We start from the raw sequence: 16,275 nt of genomic DNA on the forward strand, positions 1-16,275 counted from the left end.
GCGTCGTACGGGCGTCAGAGCTTGCCGCCCCGCCCGCCGTCGCGCCGCGCGGGTGCGATGAGGGTCGACAGGTAGGGGAGGGGAGCGCCGTCGAGCTCGGCGGCCGGCCGGATCGACTCCTCCGTCAGTCCGAGCGCCGACCCCCACACCGCGTCCTCGATCCGCCCGGTCTCCCGCAAGGCCTCGGCGACCTCTGCGGCCTGCCGCCCGAACTTGTAGGCGACGACGGTGCCGGGCCCGGCGAGGGCGTCCTTGAGCACGGCGGATCCGGCCGTGACGGGGACGAGCGTGAGCGGCTCGGTCCCCTCGGTGAGCACGGCCCCCGAGCGGGCGGCGAGGTCCTGCATGGCGGTGATGCCGGGGACGGTCTCGACGACGGCGTCGGGCACCAGCTCGCCGATGGTCTGGGCGAGATACGTGAACGTGGAGTACACGTTGGGGTCGCCGATGGTCGCGAAGGCGACGGTGCCATGCCCGCGCAGCAGCTCGGCCACCCGCTCGCCCGCCGCGTCCCAGGCGGCCTCGCGCCGCGCGCGATCGGTCCGCTCGTTGAGCGCGAACACGACCCGCACGACCTTCTCCTCGGGCACGTAGTGCAACACGGTCGCCTCCGCGCGCCCGCGCTCACCCGTGTCCATGACCGGTACTACTACGACATCGGCGGCGCGCAGAGCGTTGACGCCCTTGACGGTCACCAGCTCCGGATCACCGGGACCGACCCCGACTCCGACCAACCTGCTGTTGCTCATGACGTCCGGCACCTCTCCACGAACCGACGGGCGACACCGGGCTGTGCGGCCCAGTGCGTGTGCAGATAACTGGCGTGCACGCCCTGCTGTACAAAACCTTCGACCCGCCGCGTCGGCGTACGCACTCCCCAGGCGGGCGCCGCCCCCGAGCCCGGCTCGACGACGGTCCGGTGAAACTCGTGCCCCCGCATCCGCGTCCCCGCGGCGGCGAGGGAACTGTCACTGACGGCAACGGCGTCCCGGTACCCGAGGGTGAGCCGCTCGCTCATCCGCGCGGTGGCGTCCAGCACCCCGCACATGGGCTGCCCGTCGAGCTCACGACAGAGGTAGAGCAGCCCGGCACACTCGGCGGCGACGGGAGCACCGCTCAGCGCGAATTCACCGATGGCCTTGCGCAGGGTTTCGTTGGCGGACAGCTCGGCGGCGTACACCTCGGGGAACCCACCGCCGATGACCAAGCCCCGGGTGCCGTCGGGGAGTTGTTCGTCCCGCAGCGGATCGAAGGGGACGACTTCGGCGCCGGCGGCGGTGAGCAGTTCCGCGTGTTCAGCGTAGGAGAACGTGAACGCTGAACCTCCGGCAACGGCGACGACCAGCCCGTCCGGCGATTGAGGACGAGGCCCTTCGGGCCGATCGGGGGTCCAGGGGGCGGAGCCCCCTGGCGGGGTCGAAGGGGCGGAGCCCCTGGAGGACGGGGAGGGTAGGGGCGGCGGGGGCGAGGAAGAGACGACCTCATCCGCGTCCCAAGCCGCACACGACAACGCACCCGCACTCCGCGCCAGCGCGACCAACGCCTCCAGATCGCACCCTGCGGAAACCTGCGCCGCCATCGCCGCAACCGCATCCAACGCGGCAGCCCGCCGCTCGGCGACCGGCACCAGCCCCAGATGCCGCGACGGCGTGTCCACCTGGACAACCCGCCGCAGCACCCCCAGCACAGGCACCCCCGCCTGGTCCAACGCCTCCCGCAGCAACTCCTCATGCCGATCCGACGCGACCTTGTTCAGGATCACGCCCCCGACCCGCACCTCCGGATCCCAGGAAGCGAACCCGTGCACCAGCGCCGCAACAGACCGCGACTGCGACGACGCGTCGACGACCAGCACCACCGGCGCCCGCAACAGCTTCGCCACATGAGCCGTGGACGCCAGCTCACCTTCCCCCGCGGCCCCGTCGTACAGCCCCATCACCCCCTCGACGACGGCGATGTCACACCCACGCGCCCCATGCAGGAACAACGGCCCGACCAACTCCGGCCCGCACAGATACGCGTCGAGATTCCGCCCCACCCGCCCGGTGGCGAGCGCGTGGTACCCGGGATCGATGTAGTCCGGCCCCACCTTGTGCGGGGACACGGCAAGCCCCCGCGCGGCGAACGCGGCCATCAGCCCCGTGGCAACGGTGGTCTTGCCGCTCCCGGAAGAGGGCGCGGCAATGACCAGCCGAGGGACGGAAGAAGTCACCACTCGATGCCCCTCTGCCCCTTCTGCCCCACGTCCATCGGGTGCTTGACCTTGAACATGTCGGTCACGAGGTCCGCGAAGTCGACGAGCTTCTCGGGCGCGTTCCGCCCGGTGATCACGACATGCTGGGTCCCGGGCCGGTCCCGCAGCACGGAGATCACCTCATCGGTGTCGACCCACCCCCAGTGCATGGGATAGGCGAACTCGTCCAGCACGTACAGCTTGTACGTCTCGGCGGCGAGGTCCCGCTTGACCTGCTCCCAGCCCTCCCGGGCCTTCTCCTCGTTGTCCATCTGCTGATCGCGCTGCACCCACGACCAGCCCTCACCCATCTTGTGCCAGTCGACGGACCCGCCCTCACCACTGGCACCGAGCACCCGCAGCGCGTTCTCCTCGCCGACCTTCCACTTGGCCGACTTCACGAACTGGAACACCCCGATGGGCCACCCCTGGTTCCAGGCCCGCAGAGCGAGCCCGAAGGCGGCGGTCGACTTGCCCTTCCCGATGCCCGTGTGTACGACCACCAACGGACGATTACGGCGCTGACGAGTCGTCAGACCATCGTCCGGCACCACACTCGGCTGCCCCTGAGGCATTACGCGGCCCTCCTCTGTACGTCCTTCACCAACCCGGCGATCGACTCCGCCCGCAGCTCGTCAAGCGTCACCGCCGTACCCTCCAACTCACCCGCGAGCTGCCCCGCCAGCCCCAGCCGCACCGGCCCGGACTCGCAGTCGACGACCACCGACGCGACCCCCTCGGCCGCGAACAGCCGAGCCGCCCGCCCCGCGAGCACCACCGGCTCCGGTCCACCCGTGGCCCGCCCATCGGTCACCACCACGACCAGCGCCCGCCGGGCCGGATCCCGCAACCGCTCCACCCGCAGCACCTCATGGGCCTTCAACAGCCCCGCCGCGAGCGGCGTGCGCCCACCCGTCGGCAGCGACTCCAAGCGAGCCGCCGCCGCGTCCACCGAAGACGTCGGCGGCAGCGCCACCTCGGCGCCCGCGCCCCGGAACGTCACCAGCCCCACCTTGTCGCGCCGCTGGTACGCGTCCAGCAGCAGCGACAGCACGGCCCCCTTCACCGCGCTCATCCGCTGCCGAGCCGCCATCGACCCGGAGGCGTCCACGACGAACAGCACGAGGTTCCCCTCGCGCCCCTCCCGCACGGCCTGCCTCAGATCGTCCCGGCGCACCACCAGCCCACGCCCCGACCGCCCACGCGCCCGCTGATGCGGCGCCGCCGCCTGCACGGTGGCCGCCAGGTGCAACTTGGTCAGCGTCCCCCGCGGCCGCCGGGCCCCGGTCGTCCGCCCGTGCTCGGTCCGCGCCCGCGAACGCCGCCCGGCGGCACCCTCACCGATGCCCGGCACGCTCAGCACCCTCGTACGGAACGGCTCGGCAGCCCGTACGGCGGACTGCTCGCCCGAACCGGCCCCCGCGGGCTGCGGCTCGCCACCGTCACCGGCCTCCGGCCGAGCCCCGGAACCCCCCTCGCCCTGCGGCCCCTCGCCCTGCGGCCCCTCCGACGGCGGCTGCCCGCCACCGCCACCGGGACCGTCCGGGTCGGGATCCTCGTCGCCCTCGCCGCCGAACTCCTCCAGCGTTTGGTCCAGCTTGTCCTCGTCGAGTCCCGGCGCGTCGAAGGGATTACGCCGCCTGCGGTGCGGCAGCGCGAGCAGCGCCGCCTGCCGGACGTCCTCGGCGAGCACATCCGTGCGCCCGGCCCACGCGGCCAGCGCGGTGGCCGTCCGGGCCATCACGATGTCGGCCCGCATCCCGTCCACCTCGAACGCGGCACAGGTCGCCGCGATCTGCCGCAGCGCCCCGTCACCGAGCCGCACCGACGGCAGCAGTTCCCGTGCCGCCACGATCCGTGCCCGTACGGCGGCCTCCTCGTCCGCCCACCGCGCGGCGAACCCGGCCGGATCGTCGTCGTACGCGAGCCGCCGTCGTACGACCTCCACCCGCTGGTCGGGCTCCCGCGAGGCCGCGACCTCGACGGTCAGCCCGAACCGGTCGAGCAACTGCGGCCGCAGCTCGCCCTCCTCGGGGTTCATGGTGCCGACGAGCAGGAAACGCGCCGCGTGCCGGACCGACACACCCTCGCGTTCCACGTACGACGCGCCCATCGCCGCCGCGTCCAGCAGCAGGTCGACCAGGTGGTCGTGGAGGAGGTTGACCTCGTCGACGTACAGGATTCCGCGGTGCGCGTCGGCGAGCAGCCCCGGCTCGAAGGCCTTGACGCCCTCGGCGAGCGCCCGCTCGATGTCCAGCGCGCCGACCAGCCGGTCCTCGGAGGCGCCGACGGGCAGTTCGACCATGCGGGCGGGGCGGTGCGTGGCAGCGCCCGCCTCCTCGTGCGGCCCGTCCGGGCACGCGGGGTCGGGGGCGCCCGGGTCGCAGGAGAAACGGCACCCGGCGACCACCGGCACCTGAGGCATCAGCGCCGAAAGCGCCCGTACCGCCGTCGACTTGGCGGTGCCCTTCTCGCCGCGCACCAGTACGCCGCCCACCGCCGGCGACACGGCGTTCAGCAGCAGCGCGAGCCGCAGATCGTCCTGGCCGACAACGGCCGTAAAGGGGAAGGGGGTTGTCACTTCTCGTCGCCCTCCAAGTCGCCTTCGAGCTCCAGGTAGGTGGCGCGCAGCCGCTCCAGCGTGTCGGCGTCCGGCTCGGCCCACAGACCGCGGTCGGCGGCCTCCAGGAGCCGCTCGGTGATCCCGCGCAGCGCCCACGGGTTGGACTTCTTCATGAAGTCCCGGTTCTCGGCGTCGAAGACGTACTCCGCGCTGAGCTTCTCGTACATCCAGTCGTCGACCACGCCCGCCGTGGCGTCGTAGCCGAACAGGTAGTCCACGGTCGCCGCCATCTCGAAGGCGCCCTTGTAGCCGTGCCGGCGCATGGCCGCCATCCAGCGCGGGTTGACCACGCGGGCGCGGAAGACGCGGTGCGTCTCCTCGCCGAGGGTGCGGGTCTTCACCTGGTCGGGGGTGGCGCTGTCACCCACGTATGCCTCGGGGTTGGCGCCGGTCAGGTGGCGCACCATGGCGACCATGCCGCCGTGGTACTGGAAGTAGTCGTCGGCGTCGACGAGGTCGTGCTCGCGGGTGTCGACGTTCTTCGCGGCGACGGCGATCCGCTTGAACGCCGTCTCCATGTCCCCGCGCGCCGCCCGCCCGTCGAGCCCGCGCCCGTAGGCGTAGCCGCCCCAGACGGCGTACACCTCGGCGAGGTCGGCGTCCGACCGCCAGTTGCGGGCGTCGATCAGCGGCAGCAGACCGGCGCCGTACGCGCCCGGCTTCGAGCCGAAGATCCGCGCCGTCGCGCGCCGCCGGTCGCCGTGCTCGGCGGTGTCCTCGTCGGCGTGCGCCTTGACGTAGTTCCGGTCGGCGGGCTCGTCCAGCTCGGCGACCTTGCGGACGGCGTCGTCGATGAGCCCGACGACGTGCGGGAACGCGTCCCGGAAGAAGCCGGAGATACGGACGGTGACGTCGATGCGGGGTCGGCCGAGCTCGGCGAGGGGGATGATCTCGAAGCCGGTCACCCGGCGCGAGGCGTCGTCCCACACCGGGCGGCAGCCCAGCAGCGCGAGGATCTCGGCGATGTCGTCGCCCTGGGTGCGCATCGCGGACGTACCCCACACCGTGAGGCCCACGGACTTCGGGTACTCACCCGTGTCCTGCAGATACCGCTGCACCAGCGAGTCCGCGAGCGACTGCCCGACCTCCCAACTGAGCCTGGACGGGATGGCCTTGGGGTCGACGGAGTAGAAGTTCCGGCCGGTCGGCAGGACGTTCACCAGTCCACGCGTCGGCGAACCGGACGGACCCGCCGGGACGTAGCCGCCGTCGAGGGCCTTGAGGATGTGGCCGATCTCGTCGGTGGTGCGGGCGAGGCGCGGCACGACCTCCTTGCAGGCGAACTCCAACACGGCGACCGCGTCCGGGAGTTCGCTGCCGAGGACCGCGCGGATGATCTCCCGGCTCTCGGCGACGGCCCAGCCCCGCTCCTCCATCCCCTCCGCGATCCGCCGGCACAGCTGCTCCAGCAGGTCGATGGCGTCGGCCGCCGTGCGGGACGGGCCCTCGACGAGGTCGCTCAGCTCGACCGGAACCTTCACCGGCGCGCCCGGCTCGGCGAGCAGCTCCTTCTCGACCAGGCCGAAATGCTCGGCCAGCGACGCCCGAAGCCCCGGCAGCGCGTTCGCCTGGCCGCCCCACACCTGGGAGGCGCGCAGCACGGCGAGCACGAGGTTCACGCGCGGCTCGCCGGCCGGTCCGCCGCCGAGGATGTGCAGACCGTCGCGGATCTGCACGTCCTTGATCTCGCACAGATAGCCGTCGATGTGCATGACGAACTCGTCGAAGTCGTCGTCGCCCGGCTGCTCGTCGACATGCAGGTCGTGGTGCAGCTCGGCCGCCTTGACCAGCGTCCAGATCTGCGCGCGCACCGCCGGTGCCTTCGTCGGATCCAGATCGGAGACGAGCGCGTACTCGTCGAGCAGCTGCTCCAGCTTGGCCAGGTCGCCGTAGGTGTCGGCGCGGGCCATCGGCGGCACGAGGTGGTCGACGACGGTGGCGTGGCCACGGCGCTTGGCCTGGGTGCCCTCGCCGGGGTCGTTGACGATGAACGGGTAGATCAGCGGCAGATCGCCGAGGACGGCGTCCGGCGCGCAGCCGCCGCTGAGCCCGAGTCCCTTGCCGGGCAGCCACTCCATGGTGCCGTGCTTGCCCATGTGCACGATGGCGTCGGCGCCGAACCCCCCCTCCGATGTTGCGGCCTCCAGCCACCTGTACGCCGCCATGTAGTGGTGCGACGGCGGCATGTCGGGGTCGTGGTAGATCGCGATCGGGTTCTCACCGAAGCCACGCGGCGGCTGGATCATCACGACGACGTTCCCGAACTGGAGCGAGGCGAGGACGATGTCCTCCCCGTCGACGTACAGCGACCCCGGCGGCTCGCCCCACGCCTCCAGCATCGCGTCCCTGAGTTCCGGGTCGAGCTTGTCGAACCACGCCCGATAGTCGGCGAGCGGCACGCGCGCGGGCGCGGCGGCCAGCTGGTCCTCGGTCAGCCACTCGACGTCGTGACCGCCGGCCTCGATGAGGCGGTGGATCAACTCGTCGCCGTTGTCGGGGTATTCGCTGAGCGAGTACCCGGCGTCCCGGAGCGCGTCCAGGACGCGCACCGCCGACGCGGGCGTGTCGAGGCCGACCGCGTTGCCGACGCGCGAGTGCTTGGTCGGGTAGGCGGTGAAGACGAGCGCGAGCTTCTTGTCGCCGTTCGCCTTGTGCTTCAGCCGCGCATGCCGTACGGCGATCCCGGCGACGCGTGCGGCCCGCTCGGGGTCGGCCACGTACACGGGAACGTCGTCCGGTCCCTGCTCCTTGAAGGAGAACGGGACGGTGACGAGACGGCCGTCGAACTCGGGGATCGCGACCTGCATCGCCGCGTCCATGGGGGACAGGGCGGCGTCGGACTCGTCCCAGGCGGCGCGCGAGGAGGTCAGGCACAGGCCCTGCAGCACCGGCACGTCGAGCTCGGCGAGCCTGCCGATGTCCCAGGCCTCCTCGTCGCCGCCCGCCGAGGCCTGCGAGGCGTGCGTGCCGCCGGCCGCGAGGACGGTGGCGACGAGAGCGTCGGCCTTTCCGAGGATCTCGTAGAGCCCGGCATCGGCCCCACGCAGCGAACCGCAGTACACGGGCAGGGCATTGGCGCCGTGCGCCTCGACGGCGTCGCACAGGGTGTCCACGAAGGCGGTGTTGCCGCTCAGCTCATGGGCCCGGTAGAAGAGCACGCCGACGGTCGGACGGCCTTCGACGAACGTACGCTCGCCATGGACGCCGTACTCCGGCATCTTCTGCGGCTCGACGAACCCCTCGCCCGTCAGCAGCACGGTGTCGGAGAGGAACCGGGCGAGTTCGGTGAGGTTGGCGGGTCCGCCCTCGACGAGGTACTTCAGCGCCTCGGCCACCACACCGGCCGGGACGGACGACTCGGCCATCAACTCCGCGTCCGGCACGGCCTCGCCGCCCAGCAGCACGGTCGGGACGCCCGAGGCCTTGAGCCTGGCGAGCCCGTCCTCCCAGGCCCGCTTGCCGCCCAGCAGCCGTACGACGGCGATGTCCGCGCCGTCGAGCAGCGCGGGCAGTTCGGCCTCGACGTCCACGCGGGTCGGGTTGCCGATCCGGTAGTCGGCACCGGAGGCGGCCCTGGCCGCCAGCAGATCCGTGTCGGCGGTCGACAACAACAACACAGTGCTCATGCGGGCGCTCCCGGTGGAATGAAAGGCAGTCCTTGCGGCGCGCCCGACTCGATGAGCCGCCAGAGCGCGTCCGTGTCCGCGTGCTGTTCGATCAGATCGCCGAGCCGGTCGAGCTGCTCTTCACGCAGCGCGGCGAACGAGGTGTCGGGGGCCGGCACGAAGCGACGGCCCGCGGCGGCCGCCACCTCACGCAGGAAGGCCCGCCGGAAACCGTCCGACTCCAGCGAGCCGTGCCAGTGGGTGCCCCAGGTCTGCCCGACCCGGCAGCCGTCCAAGAAGGGCTCGCCCCCTGTGATGTCGGCGACCCCGTGATGGATCTCGTACCCCTCGACGGGCTCCCCGAGGGCCTCGCCGACGGGCCGGGTGAGGGTCTTCTCCCGCGCGAACCGCACCCGCACGGGCAGCACCCCGAGCCCCTCGACATGCCCGCGCCGGCTCTCGACCTCGTCCTCGATGTGCTCGCCGAGCACCTGGAAGCCACCGCAGATGCCGAGGACGGGCCGTGCTTCGGCGACCCTGCGCCGAATCGCCTCCGCGAGCCCGCGCTCCCGCAGCCACTCCAGGGCGCGGACGGTTCCCCGGGTGCCGGGGATCACGACCAGGTCCGCGTCGGCCAGCTCCTCCGGCCGGTCCACGAAGCGCACCACGACGCCGGGTTCGGCGGCGAGGGCGTCCACGTCGGTGAAGTTGGACATCAACGGAATCGCGCACACGGCGATGCGCAGCACGTCCTCCCCGACGGGCGGGGCGACGTTCGACTCCCGCACCGTGCCGCGCAAGGAGACCCGCAGTCCGTCCTCCTCGTCGATGCCGAGGCCATGCTGGAAGGGCAGGACGCCGTAGGTGTGGCGTCCGGTGAGCCCGTGGAGCATGTCGAGGCCGGGTTCGAGGAGGGACACGTCCCCGCGGAACTTGTTCACCAGGAACCCGGCGACGAGTTCCTGGTCCTCCCGCGAGAGAAGCGCCACGGTCCCGAAGAAGGAGGCGAAGACGCCGCCGCGGTCGATGTCCCCGACCACGAGCACGGGCAGCCCGGCATTGCGCGCTATGCCCATGTTCACGATGTCGGTCCGCCTGAGATTGATCTCCGCCGGGCTCCCGGCCCCCTCACAGATCACCGCGTCATACGTGCCCCGGAGTTCGGCGAGACAGTCGAGCACGGTCCCGAGCAACTTCTGCTGCCGGCCACCGTGATAGCCACGCGCACTGAGCTCACCCACCGGCTTCCCGAGCAGCACGACCTGACTGCTCTGCTCACCACCGGGCTTGAGCAGCACGGGATTCATCAGCGCGGTCGGCTCCACCCGGCAGGCCTGCGCCTGCATGGCCTGAGCCCGCCCGATCTCGGCGCCCTCGCGGGTCACGAACGAATTGAGGGACATGTTCTGCGCCTTGAAGGGCGCGACCTTGACCCCCTGCCGCACCAGCCACCGGCAGATCCCGGCGGTGACGACGCTCTTGCCGGCGTCGGAGGTGGTGCCGGCGACGAGAAGCCCCCCGCCCGTCATGACGTACGCCCCTTCACGATCCGGCGCGCGGCGACACAGACGCCGAGCGCGAGCCAACCGACGCGCCGGGACAGCCGTACGGCCCGCTCGATGTCGTGGACGGCGACGGCCCGCCCCGCCCCGTTGAGGACAGGCCGGTGCTCGATCCGCCCGCCGTACGACAGGGTCCCGCCGAGCCGAACCCCGAGCGCCCCCGCGAACGAGGCCTCCACGGGCCCGGCGTTGGGGCTCGGATGCCGGTCGGCGTCGGCACGCCAGGCGCGCACGGCCCCCCGCGGATCACCACCGGCGACGGCGGCGAGCACGGCGGTCAGCCGCGCCCCGGGCCACCCCGCCACGTCGTCGAGCCGAGCCGAAGCCCACCCGTACCGCCGGTACCGCGGCGACTTGTGCCCCACCATGGCGTCCAGCGTGTTCACGGCCCGGAACCCGACCAGCCCCGGCACACCACCGACGGCCCCCCACACGAGGGCTCCCACCACGGCGTCGGAGGTGTTCTCGGCGACGGACTCGACCACGGCCCGCGCGATGCCGTCGGCATCCAGCGCCTGCGGATCCCGCCCGCACAGATGCGGCAGCCGCTCCCGGGCGGCCTCGACGTCCCCCGCCTCCAGGGCCCGCCCGATACTCCGGGCCTCCCGCGCGAGAGAGGTTCCGCCGACAACGGCCCAGGTGGCGGCGGCGGTCAGTGCGACGGAAGCGGTACGGGACGGACGTACGACCCGCTGCGCCACGGCACCGAGCGCCACGGCACCCCCCGCACACACGGCGGTGTGCAGCGCGCCCCACCCCCGGTGCTCCCGCCACAACACCTTCTCCACGGCCCCGGCGGCCCGTCCGAACACGGCGACCGGATGCCCGCGACGCGGATCACCGAGCAGCACATCACCGAGAAGTCCGGCGGCGGCGCCGTACGCGAAGACGCGATCGGCACGCATCGGGGTCAGCCGACCGTCGGTTCAGACAAGGGTCTGACACTGCATGTCGATCGGCAGGCGAGCATCGCGTTATGTCCTCACTCAGGGTGTCCACGCCCTGGTTCGACGAGACCGACGGCGAGAGTTCCTGGCTCCCGGGGCTATCTACCCCGGTGACAGTGGCGGGACCGCGCCGGATTCACACCGGCTTCCTCTCCTGCCGTCGTACATGGCTCCGGCAGTCCACCATGGGGTCGGAAGGGGCGTCAACTTGCCTTTGACCTGCGGTGGGGGAGTGTGCACAACCCCACACCGCCGAGCGGGCGTGCCCCTTCACACCCCCTTCGTCACCGTGCGCTCACCCACATGAGCTGACTCCGGGGCTGTGCCTTGCGGGCACGGTGCGTGGCGTCCTGCAATACGGGATCGAGATGACACGCGCCGAGGGGGAGGGCCGGGGTTGTGGCGTACGTGGGCGAGATGCTGCTGGACGACGGGCAGGTCGTGTTGCTGGAGGTGGCCGGGGACGGGCCGGCCGGGGTCCAGCGAGTCTCCCGTGGCGGTGTCGTGGCGGGAGCGGCCGAAACACTCCAACAGGCGCTCGCCCGGGTGCGTCCCGCCCTCGGCGCGGTCGTGGACGGTGCCCGGGAACTGCCGAGACCGCCGGAATCGGTGACCGTGGAGTTCGGCATCACACTCAGCGCCGAGGCGGGGGTCGTGGTGGCACGGGGCTCCACGGAGGCCCACTTCACCGTGAGCATGGAGTGGACGAATCCCACCGGATCGGGCGTGCCGGGGCAGCGCGATGGCGACCGCTGACGACGAACTTCCGCGGGGTATCGCACGGTTCTGGGGCGAGGACGGCCGCGTCACCGGCTGCGGCTTCCTGATCGCGGAGCGAACGCTGTGCACCTGCGCCCATGTCGTGGCGGACGCGCTCGGCCTGGACGAGGCCGAACCGGCCCCGCCTGCCGCTCCCGTGACCATCGACTTCCCTCTCCTGACGCCGTCCTCCGCCCAGGTGCGGGCGACGGTCACGCACTGGCGCGCCGTCACCGAGGACGGCAGCGGCGACATCGCCCTGCTGTCCCTCGCCGAGCCCGTCCCGGGCACCGCCCCGGTGCGCTTCGCGGGCGGTACGGCCGTGTGGGACCACCCGTTCCGCGTGCTGGGCTTCCCGCTGCGGACCGACGACCACGGGGTCTGGGTGTGCGGTCGGCTCCGCGCACCGGTCGGCAAGGGCTGGACGTCCATGGAGGCCCAGGAGACGCCGCACGGCCCGGCGATCGGCCAGGGCTTCAGCGGGGCGCCCGTGTGGGACACCGAGCAGGGCGGGGTGGTCGGCATGACCGTGGCCGCGGATGTCGGCTCCGGCGCGCGCACCGCCTACCTCATCCCCACCGCCCTGCTGCTCGGCCTGGAACCAGGCCTGCGCCGCTGCCCGTTCCGAGGGCTGGAACCCTTCCGTGAACAGGACGCGGCCCTCTTCTTCGCCCGGCGTGACGACAGCGCACGCATCGCGGAGGCGGTCCGCGCCCACGCCTTCGTCCCGGTCGCCGGGGCGTCCGGGGTGGGCAAGTCGTCACTCGTGCGGGCCGGTGTCCTGCCGTTGCTGCGGGCAGCGGGCCTGACCGTGACGGACTTCGTGGGGCAGCCGGAGACGGATCCGGTACGGACACTGGCAGAGGCGCTCGCCGGACAGTTCCCGAGGACACAGCGGCTGGCGGGGCAACTGGACGCCGCCACGGCCGCCACCCGAGGCAGGGAGACGGCCGTACTGCTCGGCGCCCGTCTCCTGGACGAGGCCGGCCCCAGGGGCCATGTGATCCTTCTCGACCAGTTCGAGGAGACGGTCGGGGCACGCCCCGCCGACGCCCGCGCCCTGCTGGACGTCCTCCTGCCGATGACCCGCGCCGTCCACCCGGACGGCCGCCGCCTGCACATCCTGGCCACCCTGCGCTCGGCCTCCCTCGAGGAACTGGTCGCCGACGGCCGGGCGGCGGCCTTGAGCGGCACCGTCCAGATGGTCGCGCCGATGACCCCCGCCCAGCTCGACCAGGTGGTGCGCCGCCCCGTCGACACGGTTCCCGGCGTGGAGTTCGAACCCGGCCTGGCGGAACTGATCGTCTCCGACGCGGGTGGCGAGCCCGGTGCCCTTCCCCTGGTGGAGTTCGCGCTCGCCGAACTGTGGGAGCGGCAGACGCACGGCCGCCTCACCCATGCCGCGTACCGGGAGATCGGCCGGGTCGAGGGCGCGCTGTCCCGCTATGCCGACCAGCAGTTGGCCCAGGTCTGCAAGGCCCCGGGCGGCCCCGACGAGACGGTCGCCCGCCGCCTCTTCGAACGCCTCGCCCGGCCGGTCAAAGGCAAGGAGTACGCCCGCGTGGCCCGCGCCTTCGACCACCTCCCACCCGAACTCCGCACCGCCGCCCAGGCCCTGGCCGCCACCCGCCTCCTGGTCATCGCCCGCGACAGCTCCGGCCGGGAGACGGTGGCCCTGGCCCACGAGGCGCTGCTGCGCCAGTGGCCGACCTTGCGGGGTTGGCTGGACGAGTCGCGGGACTTCATCGTGTGGCTCGAGAGGCTGCGTGGACGGATGCGGGAGTGGGAGGAGGGCGGCCGAGACCCCGACCTGCTCTTGAGACAGCAGGAGTTGGCGGCCGCCAGGACTTGGGCAGTTCAGCGGCCGGACGAAGTCTCCGCCGAGGAGGCGGAGTTCGTGCGCCTCAGTCGGCTGCAGCGGAGGCGGTCGGTGCGGCGGGGGCGGACCGGGGTCGCGCTGGTCGCGTGTCTGACGGTGCTGGCTGTCGGGCTTTCCTTCGGGCTTTACAAGCTCATCGACGAGGACGGCCGACGGGACAAGGACGAAGCCGCGCGGATTCTCGCCGGGCACGCGGAGGCCAGCGCGGAGCGCAATCCGGTCGACGCCGCCCTCTTCGCGCTGTCGGCCGGCCGCACCACCAGCAGCAGCGCGGAGGCACGGGCGGCGCTGACCCGCCAGGGGTTCGAGCTCTCCTCGCTGAGCTCCGCACACCGCATCTTCCCCTCGGGGAGAGTGCTGCAGCTCGCGGCCTCGACGGACGGTCGCCGGATGGTCGTGCGGCACGAGGGAACGGAGGTGGGTCACCAGGTGTACGTCGTGAGCGACCTCCTCGGCAACGCACCCCGGAGCGTGAGGCTGCCGGATCCACCGGACGCGGCCGATGAGGTGGCGGTGAGTGATGACGGGCGCAAGGCCGCGGCCGCGTCGGCGGACGGGACGCTTCGGATCTGGGATCTGACGGGTCCCTTGGACACGGACCGGATTCCGACGCAGAGGTGGCAGTGGGACTCGCCGCCGGATGCCGAGGACTCGCTGACCCTGGACTTCTCGCCGGACGGCGGGCGGCTGCTGCACGCTGTCGAGCACGCGTCGGGCGACCCGCTCTGTGGTCCGGATGACTTGAGGGAGCGGCTGCGCGTCGTATCTCTCAGCGGTGTGAAGGTGAAAGGCCGGGGCCACCAACCTCCTGACGGACTGTTGAAGCCGGACGAGTGTCTGGGCGAGGCCGCCCTGCGGAACCGGGGCACGGGCGAAGTGACCGTCACCGTCTACAGCGACGACGCCGAGGCGGTGCGCGCGAACCCGAACGAGCGCCTCGGAGAAGGGCTGTACAGCGCGACGCTGGGCACGGGTGGACGTTCTCTCGGGATGTTGACGAAGGACGACACCTTCTGGCAGGCGCAGCTCAGTACGTCGAGCGACCGGAAAATCAAGGGCAAGTGGCCTGCCGACTACTCCTTCGACACCGACTGCGCCGGTCGGTTTCTGGTACAGGAGGGGAGGCTCGACGAGCGCTTACGGCTGGAGAGGAGCGTGCTCGAGACAGGTCCTGTGCAGTTGCAGGATCTCGTCACCGGAAACCGCTCGTACCTGGTGCTGCCCAAGGTGATGTCAACGGACGCGCTGTGCGTCGTCAAGGAGGCCGGGGAAGTCGTCGTGTTCAGCGCGTTCGGCCGAGACCTCCTCAGGTTCGCAGCTCTCCCGACACCCCTGCCCGCGTGGGACACCGACCAGGCGGATGTGAGGGACTCCGACCATGTATCGGTTCCCGGCGTCACCGCGCAGCTGCGTCAAGTGGGCGACGACGGCGAGCAGTATGTGCTTCATGCAGTCGTGTATGACGACGCGAAGGAAACCCGGCACGGCACGGTGCCCATGAAGCCTTCCAGAGAGTTCTCGGAGAGCGTCGTCCTCAGCCAGGACGGCAGCCTTCTCCTCATCTGGCGCGAAGACGCCTGGGAACTGCTCAACACCACGGATGTCACCCACCGGGATGCGGACGCGTCCACCACAGGTCATCGCTTCGTGATCCAGGACGTGCAGCGCTACCGGGAGAGGGATTTCCTGCTCTTGCAGGAAAGCGGACTGTCGGTGCTGCACGGGCACAGCGGCAACGTGACCCCTCTTCCCCACGTGGACTGCCCCCCGGGAAGCACTCCGAACCCGCGTGCGTGTGTGCTGGCCGTCGGGCGGCCGGAGAACGACGACGAGGTGTTCGTGCTGAGAGCCGGCGGGCAGGCGGAGGTCTGGCGGCGGGGGCAGAGCGACCCCGAGTGGGACACCGATTTCGGTGTTGTGGTCGAGGCACCGGGGCACCCGGAGGCGGTGTTCAGATCCGATGGCGTCGCCGTGGCGGTGAGTACGACGAGAGGCGTCGAGCTGTGGACACCGGGGCACGGAGAACCGCGCCTCCTCACCGGTGACGCGGGGTTCGTCGGGCTGTACGACAGGAGCGGGCGGCTCGTGGTGGTCCCCAGCGACAGCGGGGGCGGAAAGCCGGAGCTGTGGGACGAGGAAGACGGGTCGGCCCCGCTGATGACACTGAACACGCAATCCCATGTCTGGAGCCTCACCGGCAACCGTCTGCGCGGCTTCACCGACACCGGCTTCCTGGACTACGACCTCAGGCCCCTGGCGAACGGCTCCCCCACCTACCTCTGCGGCCGCCTCGGACCCCAGCCTCCTGACGTCCGAGAAGCACTCCGCCAGTCCTCCTTGAACGCCCCCGAGGACGCGGACATGGATCCGCCCTGCTGATAGTCGCCGCTGGGCGACCACCGCAGGGCGGATGGAGAGGCAAACGGCGTCAGGCCACGATCAGATAGATCCCGTACGCCACGGCCCCCGCGCACGCCGCGAAGCACGCGTACGCTCCGGTGACCGCGAGGGCGGCCGAGCCGCCCTGGGCCGTGGCCTTCTCCTGGCGGGACAGGCCCGCGATGCCGAGGGTGAACAGGCCTACCAGGGCCACGGTGACCACGAGGCTGACGCCGAAGACGGAGCCGAGGGCCGCCCAGTCGATCTTCATGTTGCTGCTTCCTTGAG

10 protein-coding genes and 1 riboswitch are annotated in these 16,275 nt (G+C 71.8%); of the genes, 2 read left to right on the plus strand and 8 right to left on the minus strand.

The window, feature by feature from the left end; translation table 11 throughout:
- Positions 1-14 precede the first annotated feature (14 nt).
- The 7 genes from cobI to IF78_RS0104850 are packed head-to-tail and all read right to left on the minus strand — an operon-like array spanning position 15 to position 10,928.
- Positions 15-761 (minus strand): precorrin-2 C(20)-methyltransferase, encoded by a 747-nt coding sequence (gene cobI / locus IF78_RS0104820; protein ID WP_031477292.1) that lies wholly within the window; start codon positions 759-761, stop codon positions 15-17.
- On the minus strand, positions 746-2,212 hold the full coding sequence (locus IF78_RS0104825) for a cobyrinic acid a,c-diamide synthase CobB (protein ID WP_031477291.1): 1,467 nt from the start codon (positions 2,210-2,212) through the stop codon (positions 746-748). The genes cobI and IF78_RS0104825 overlap by 16 nt, the downstream gene beginning before the upstream one ends.
- A complete protein-coding gene (gene cobO, locus IF78_RS0104830; protein WP_031477290.1) occupies positions 2,209-2,808 on the minus strand; it encodes a cob(I)yrinic acid a,c-diamide adenosyltransferase in 600 nt (199 codons plus the stop codon). Before cobO ends, IF78_RS0104825 begins: the two co-directional genes overlap by 4 nt.
- The gene (locus IF78_RS0104835) at positions 2,808-4,814 is read right to left on the minus strand and encodes a putative cobaltochelatase (RefSeq protein WP_031477289.1); all 2,007 of its coding nucleotides are present in this window, start codon (positions 4,812-4,814) and stop codon (positions 2,808-2,810) included. The genes cobO and IF78_RS0104835 overlap by 1 nt, the downstream gene beginning before the upstream one ends.
- Positions 4,811-8,482 (minus strand): cobaltochelatase subunit CobN, encoded by a 3,672-nt coding sequence (gene cobN / locus IF78_RS0104840; RefSeq protein WP_031477288.1) that lies wholly within the window; start codon positions 8,480-8,482, stop codon positions 4,811-4,813. The genes IF78_RS0104835 and cobN overlap by 4 nt, the downstream gene beginning before the upstream one ends.
- On the minus strand, positions 8,479-9,990 hold the full coding sequence (locus IF78_RS0104845; protein WP_031477287.1) for a cobyric acid synthase: 1,512 nt from the start codon (positions 9,988-9,990) through the stop codon (positions 8,479-8,481). The genes cobN and IF78_RS0104845 overlap by 4 nt, the downstream gene beginning before the upstream one ends.
- Positions 9,987-10,928 (minus strand): cobalamin biosynthesis protein, encoded by a 942-nt coding sequence (locus IF78_RS0104850; RefSeq protein ID WP_031477286.1) that lies wholly within the window; start codon positions 10,926-10,928, stop codon positions 9,987-9,989. Before IF78_RS0104850 ends, IF78_RS0104845 begins: the two co-directional genes overlap by 4 nt.
- A gap of 102 nt (positions 10,929-11,030) precedes the next feature.
- A riboswitch (cobalamin riboswitch) is annotated at positions 11,031-11,170 on the minus strand.
- Between the two features lie 199 nt (positions 11,171-11,369).
- Between IF78_RS0104850 and IF78_RS0104855 the strand changes: the two genes are divergently transcribed.
- Both IF78_RS0104855 and IF78_RS0104860 read left to right on the plus strand, forming a co-directional pair.
- Positions 11,370-11,726, plus strand: coding sequence for a CU044_2847 family protein (locus tag IF78_RS0104855; RefSeq protein WP_063762133.1), 357 nt, complete (start codon positions 11,370-11,372; stop codon positions 11,724-11,726).
- A complete protein-coding gene (locus IF78_RS0104860; protein WP_031477284.1) occupies positions 11,713-15,987 on the plus strand; it encodes an nSTAND1 domain-containing NTPase in 4,275 nt (1,424 codons plus the stop codon). Before IF78_RS0104855 ends, IF78_RS0104860 begins: the two co-directional genes overlap by 14 nt.
- Before the next feature lie 49 nt (positions 15,988-16,036).
- Here IF78_RS0104860 and IF78_RS0104865 read toward each other — a convergent pair whose 3' ends face one another.
- Entirely contained in the window at positions 16,037-16,258 is a 222-nt protein-coding gene (locus IF78_RS0104865; protein ID WP_031477283.1) for a hypothetical protein, read from the minus strand.
- Positions 16,259-16,275 lie beyond the last annotated feature (17 nt).

Origin of the sequence: Streptomyces bicolor, from assembly GCF_000719285.1 — a bacterium.
Classification (GTDB): domain Bacteria; phylum Actinomycetota; class Actinomycetes; order Streptomycetales; family Streptomycetaceae; genus Streptomyces; species Streptomyces bicolor.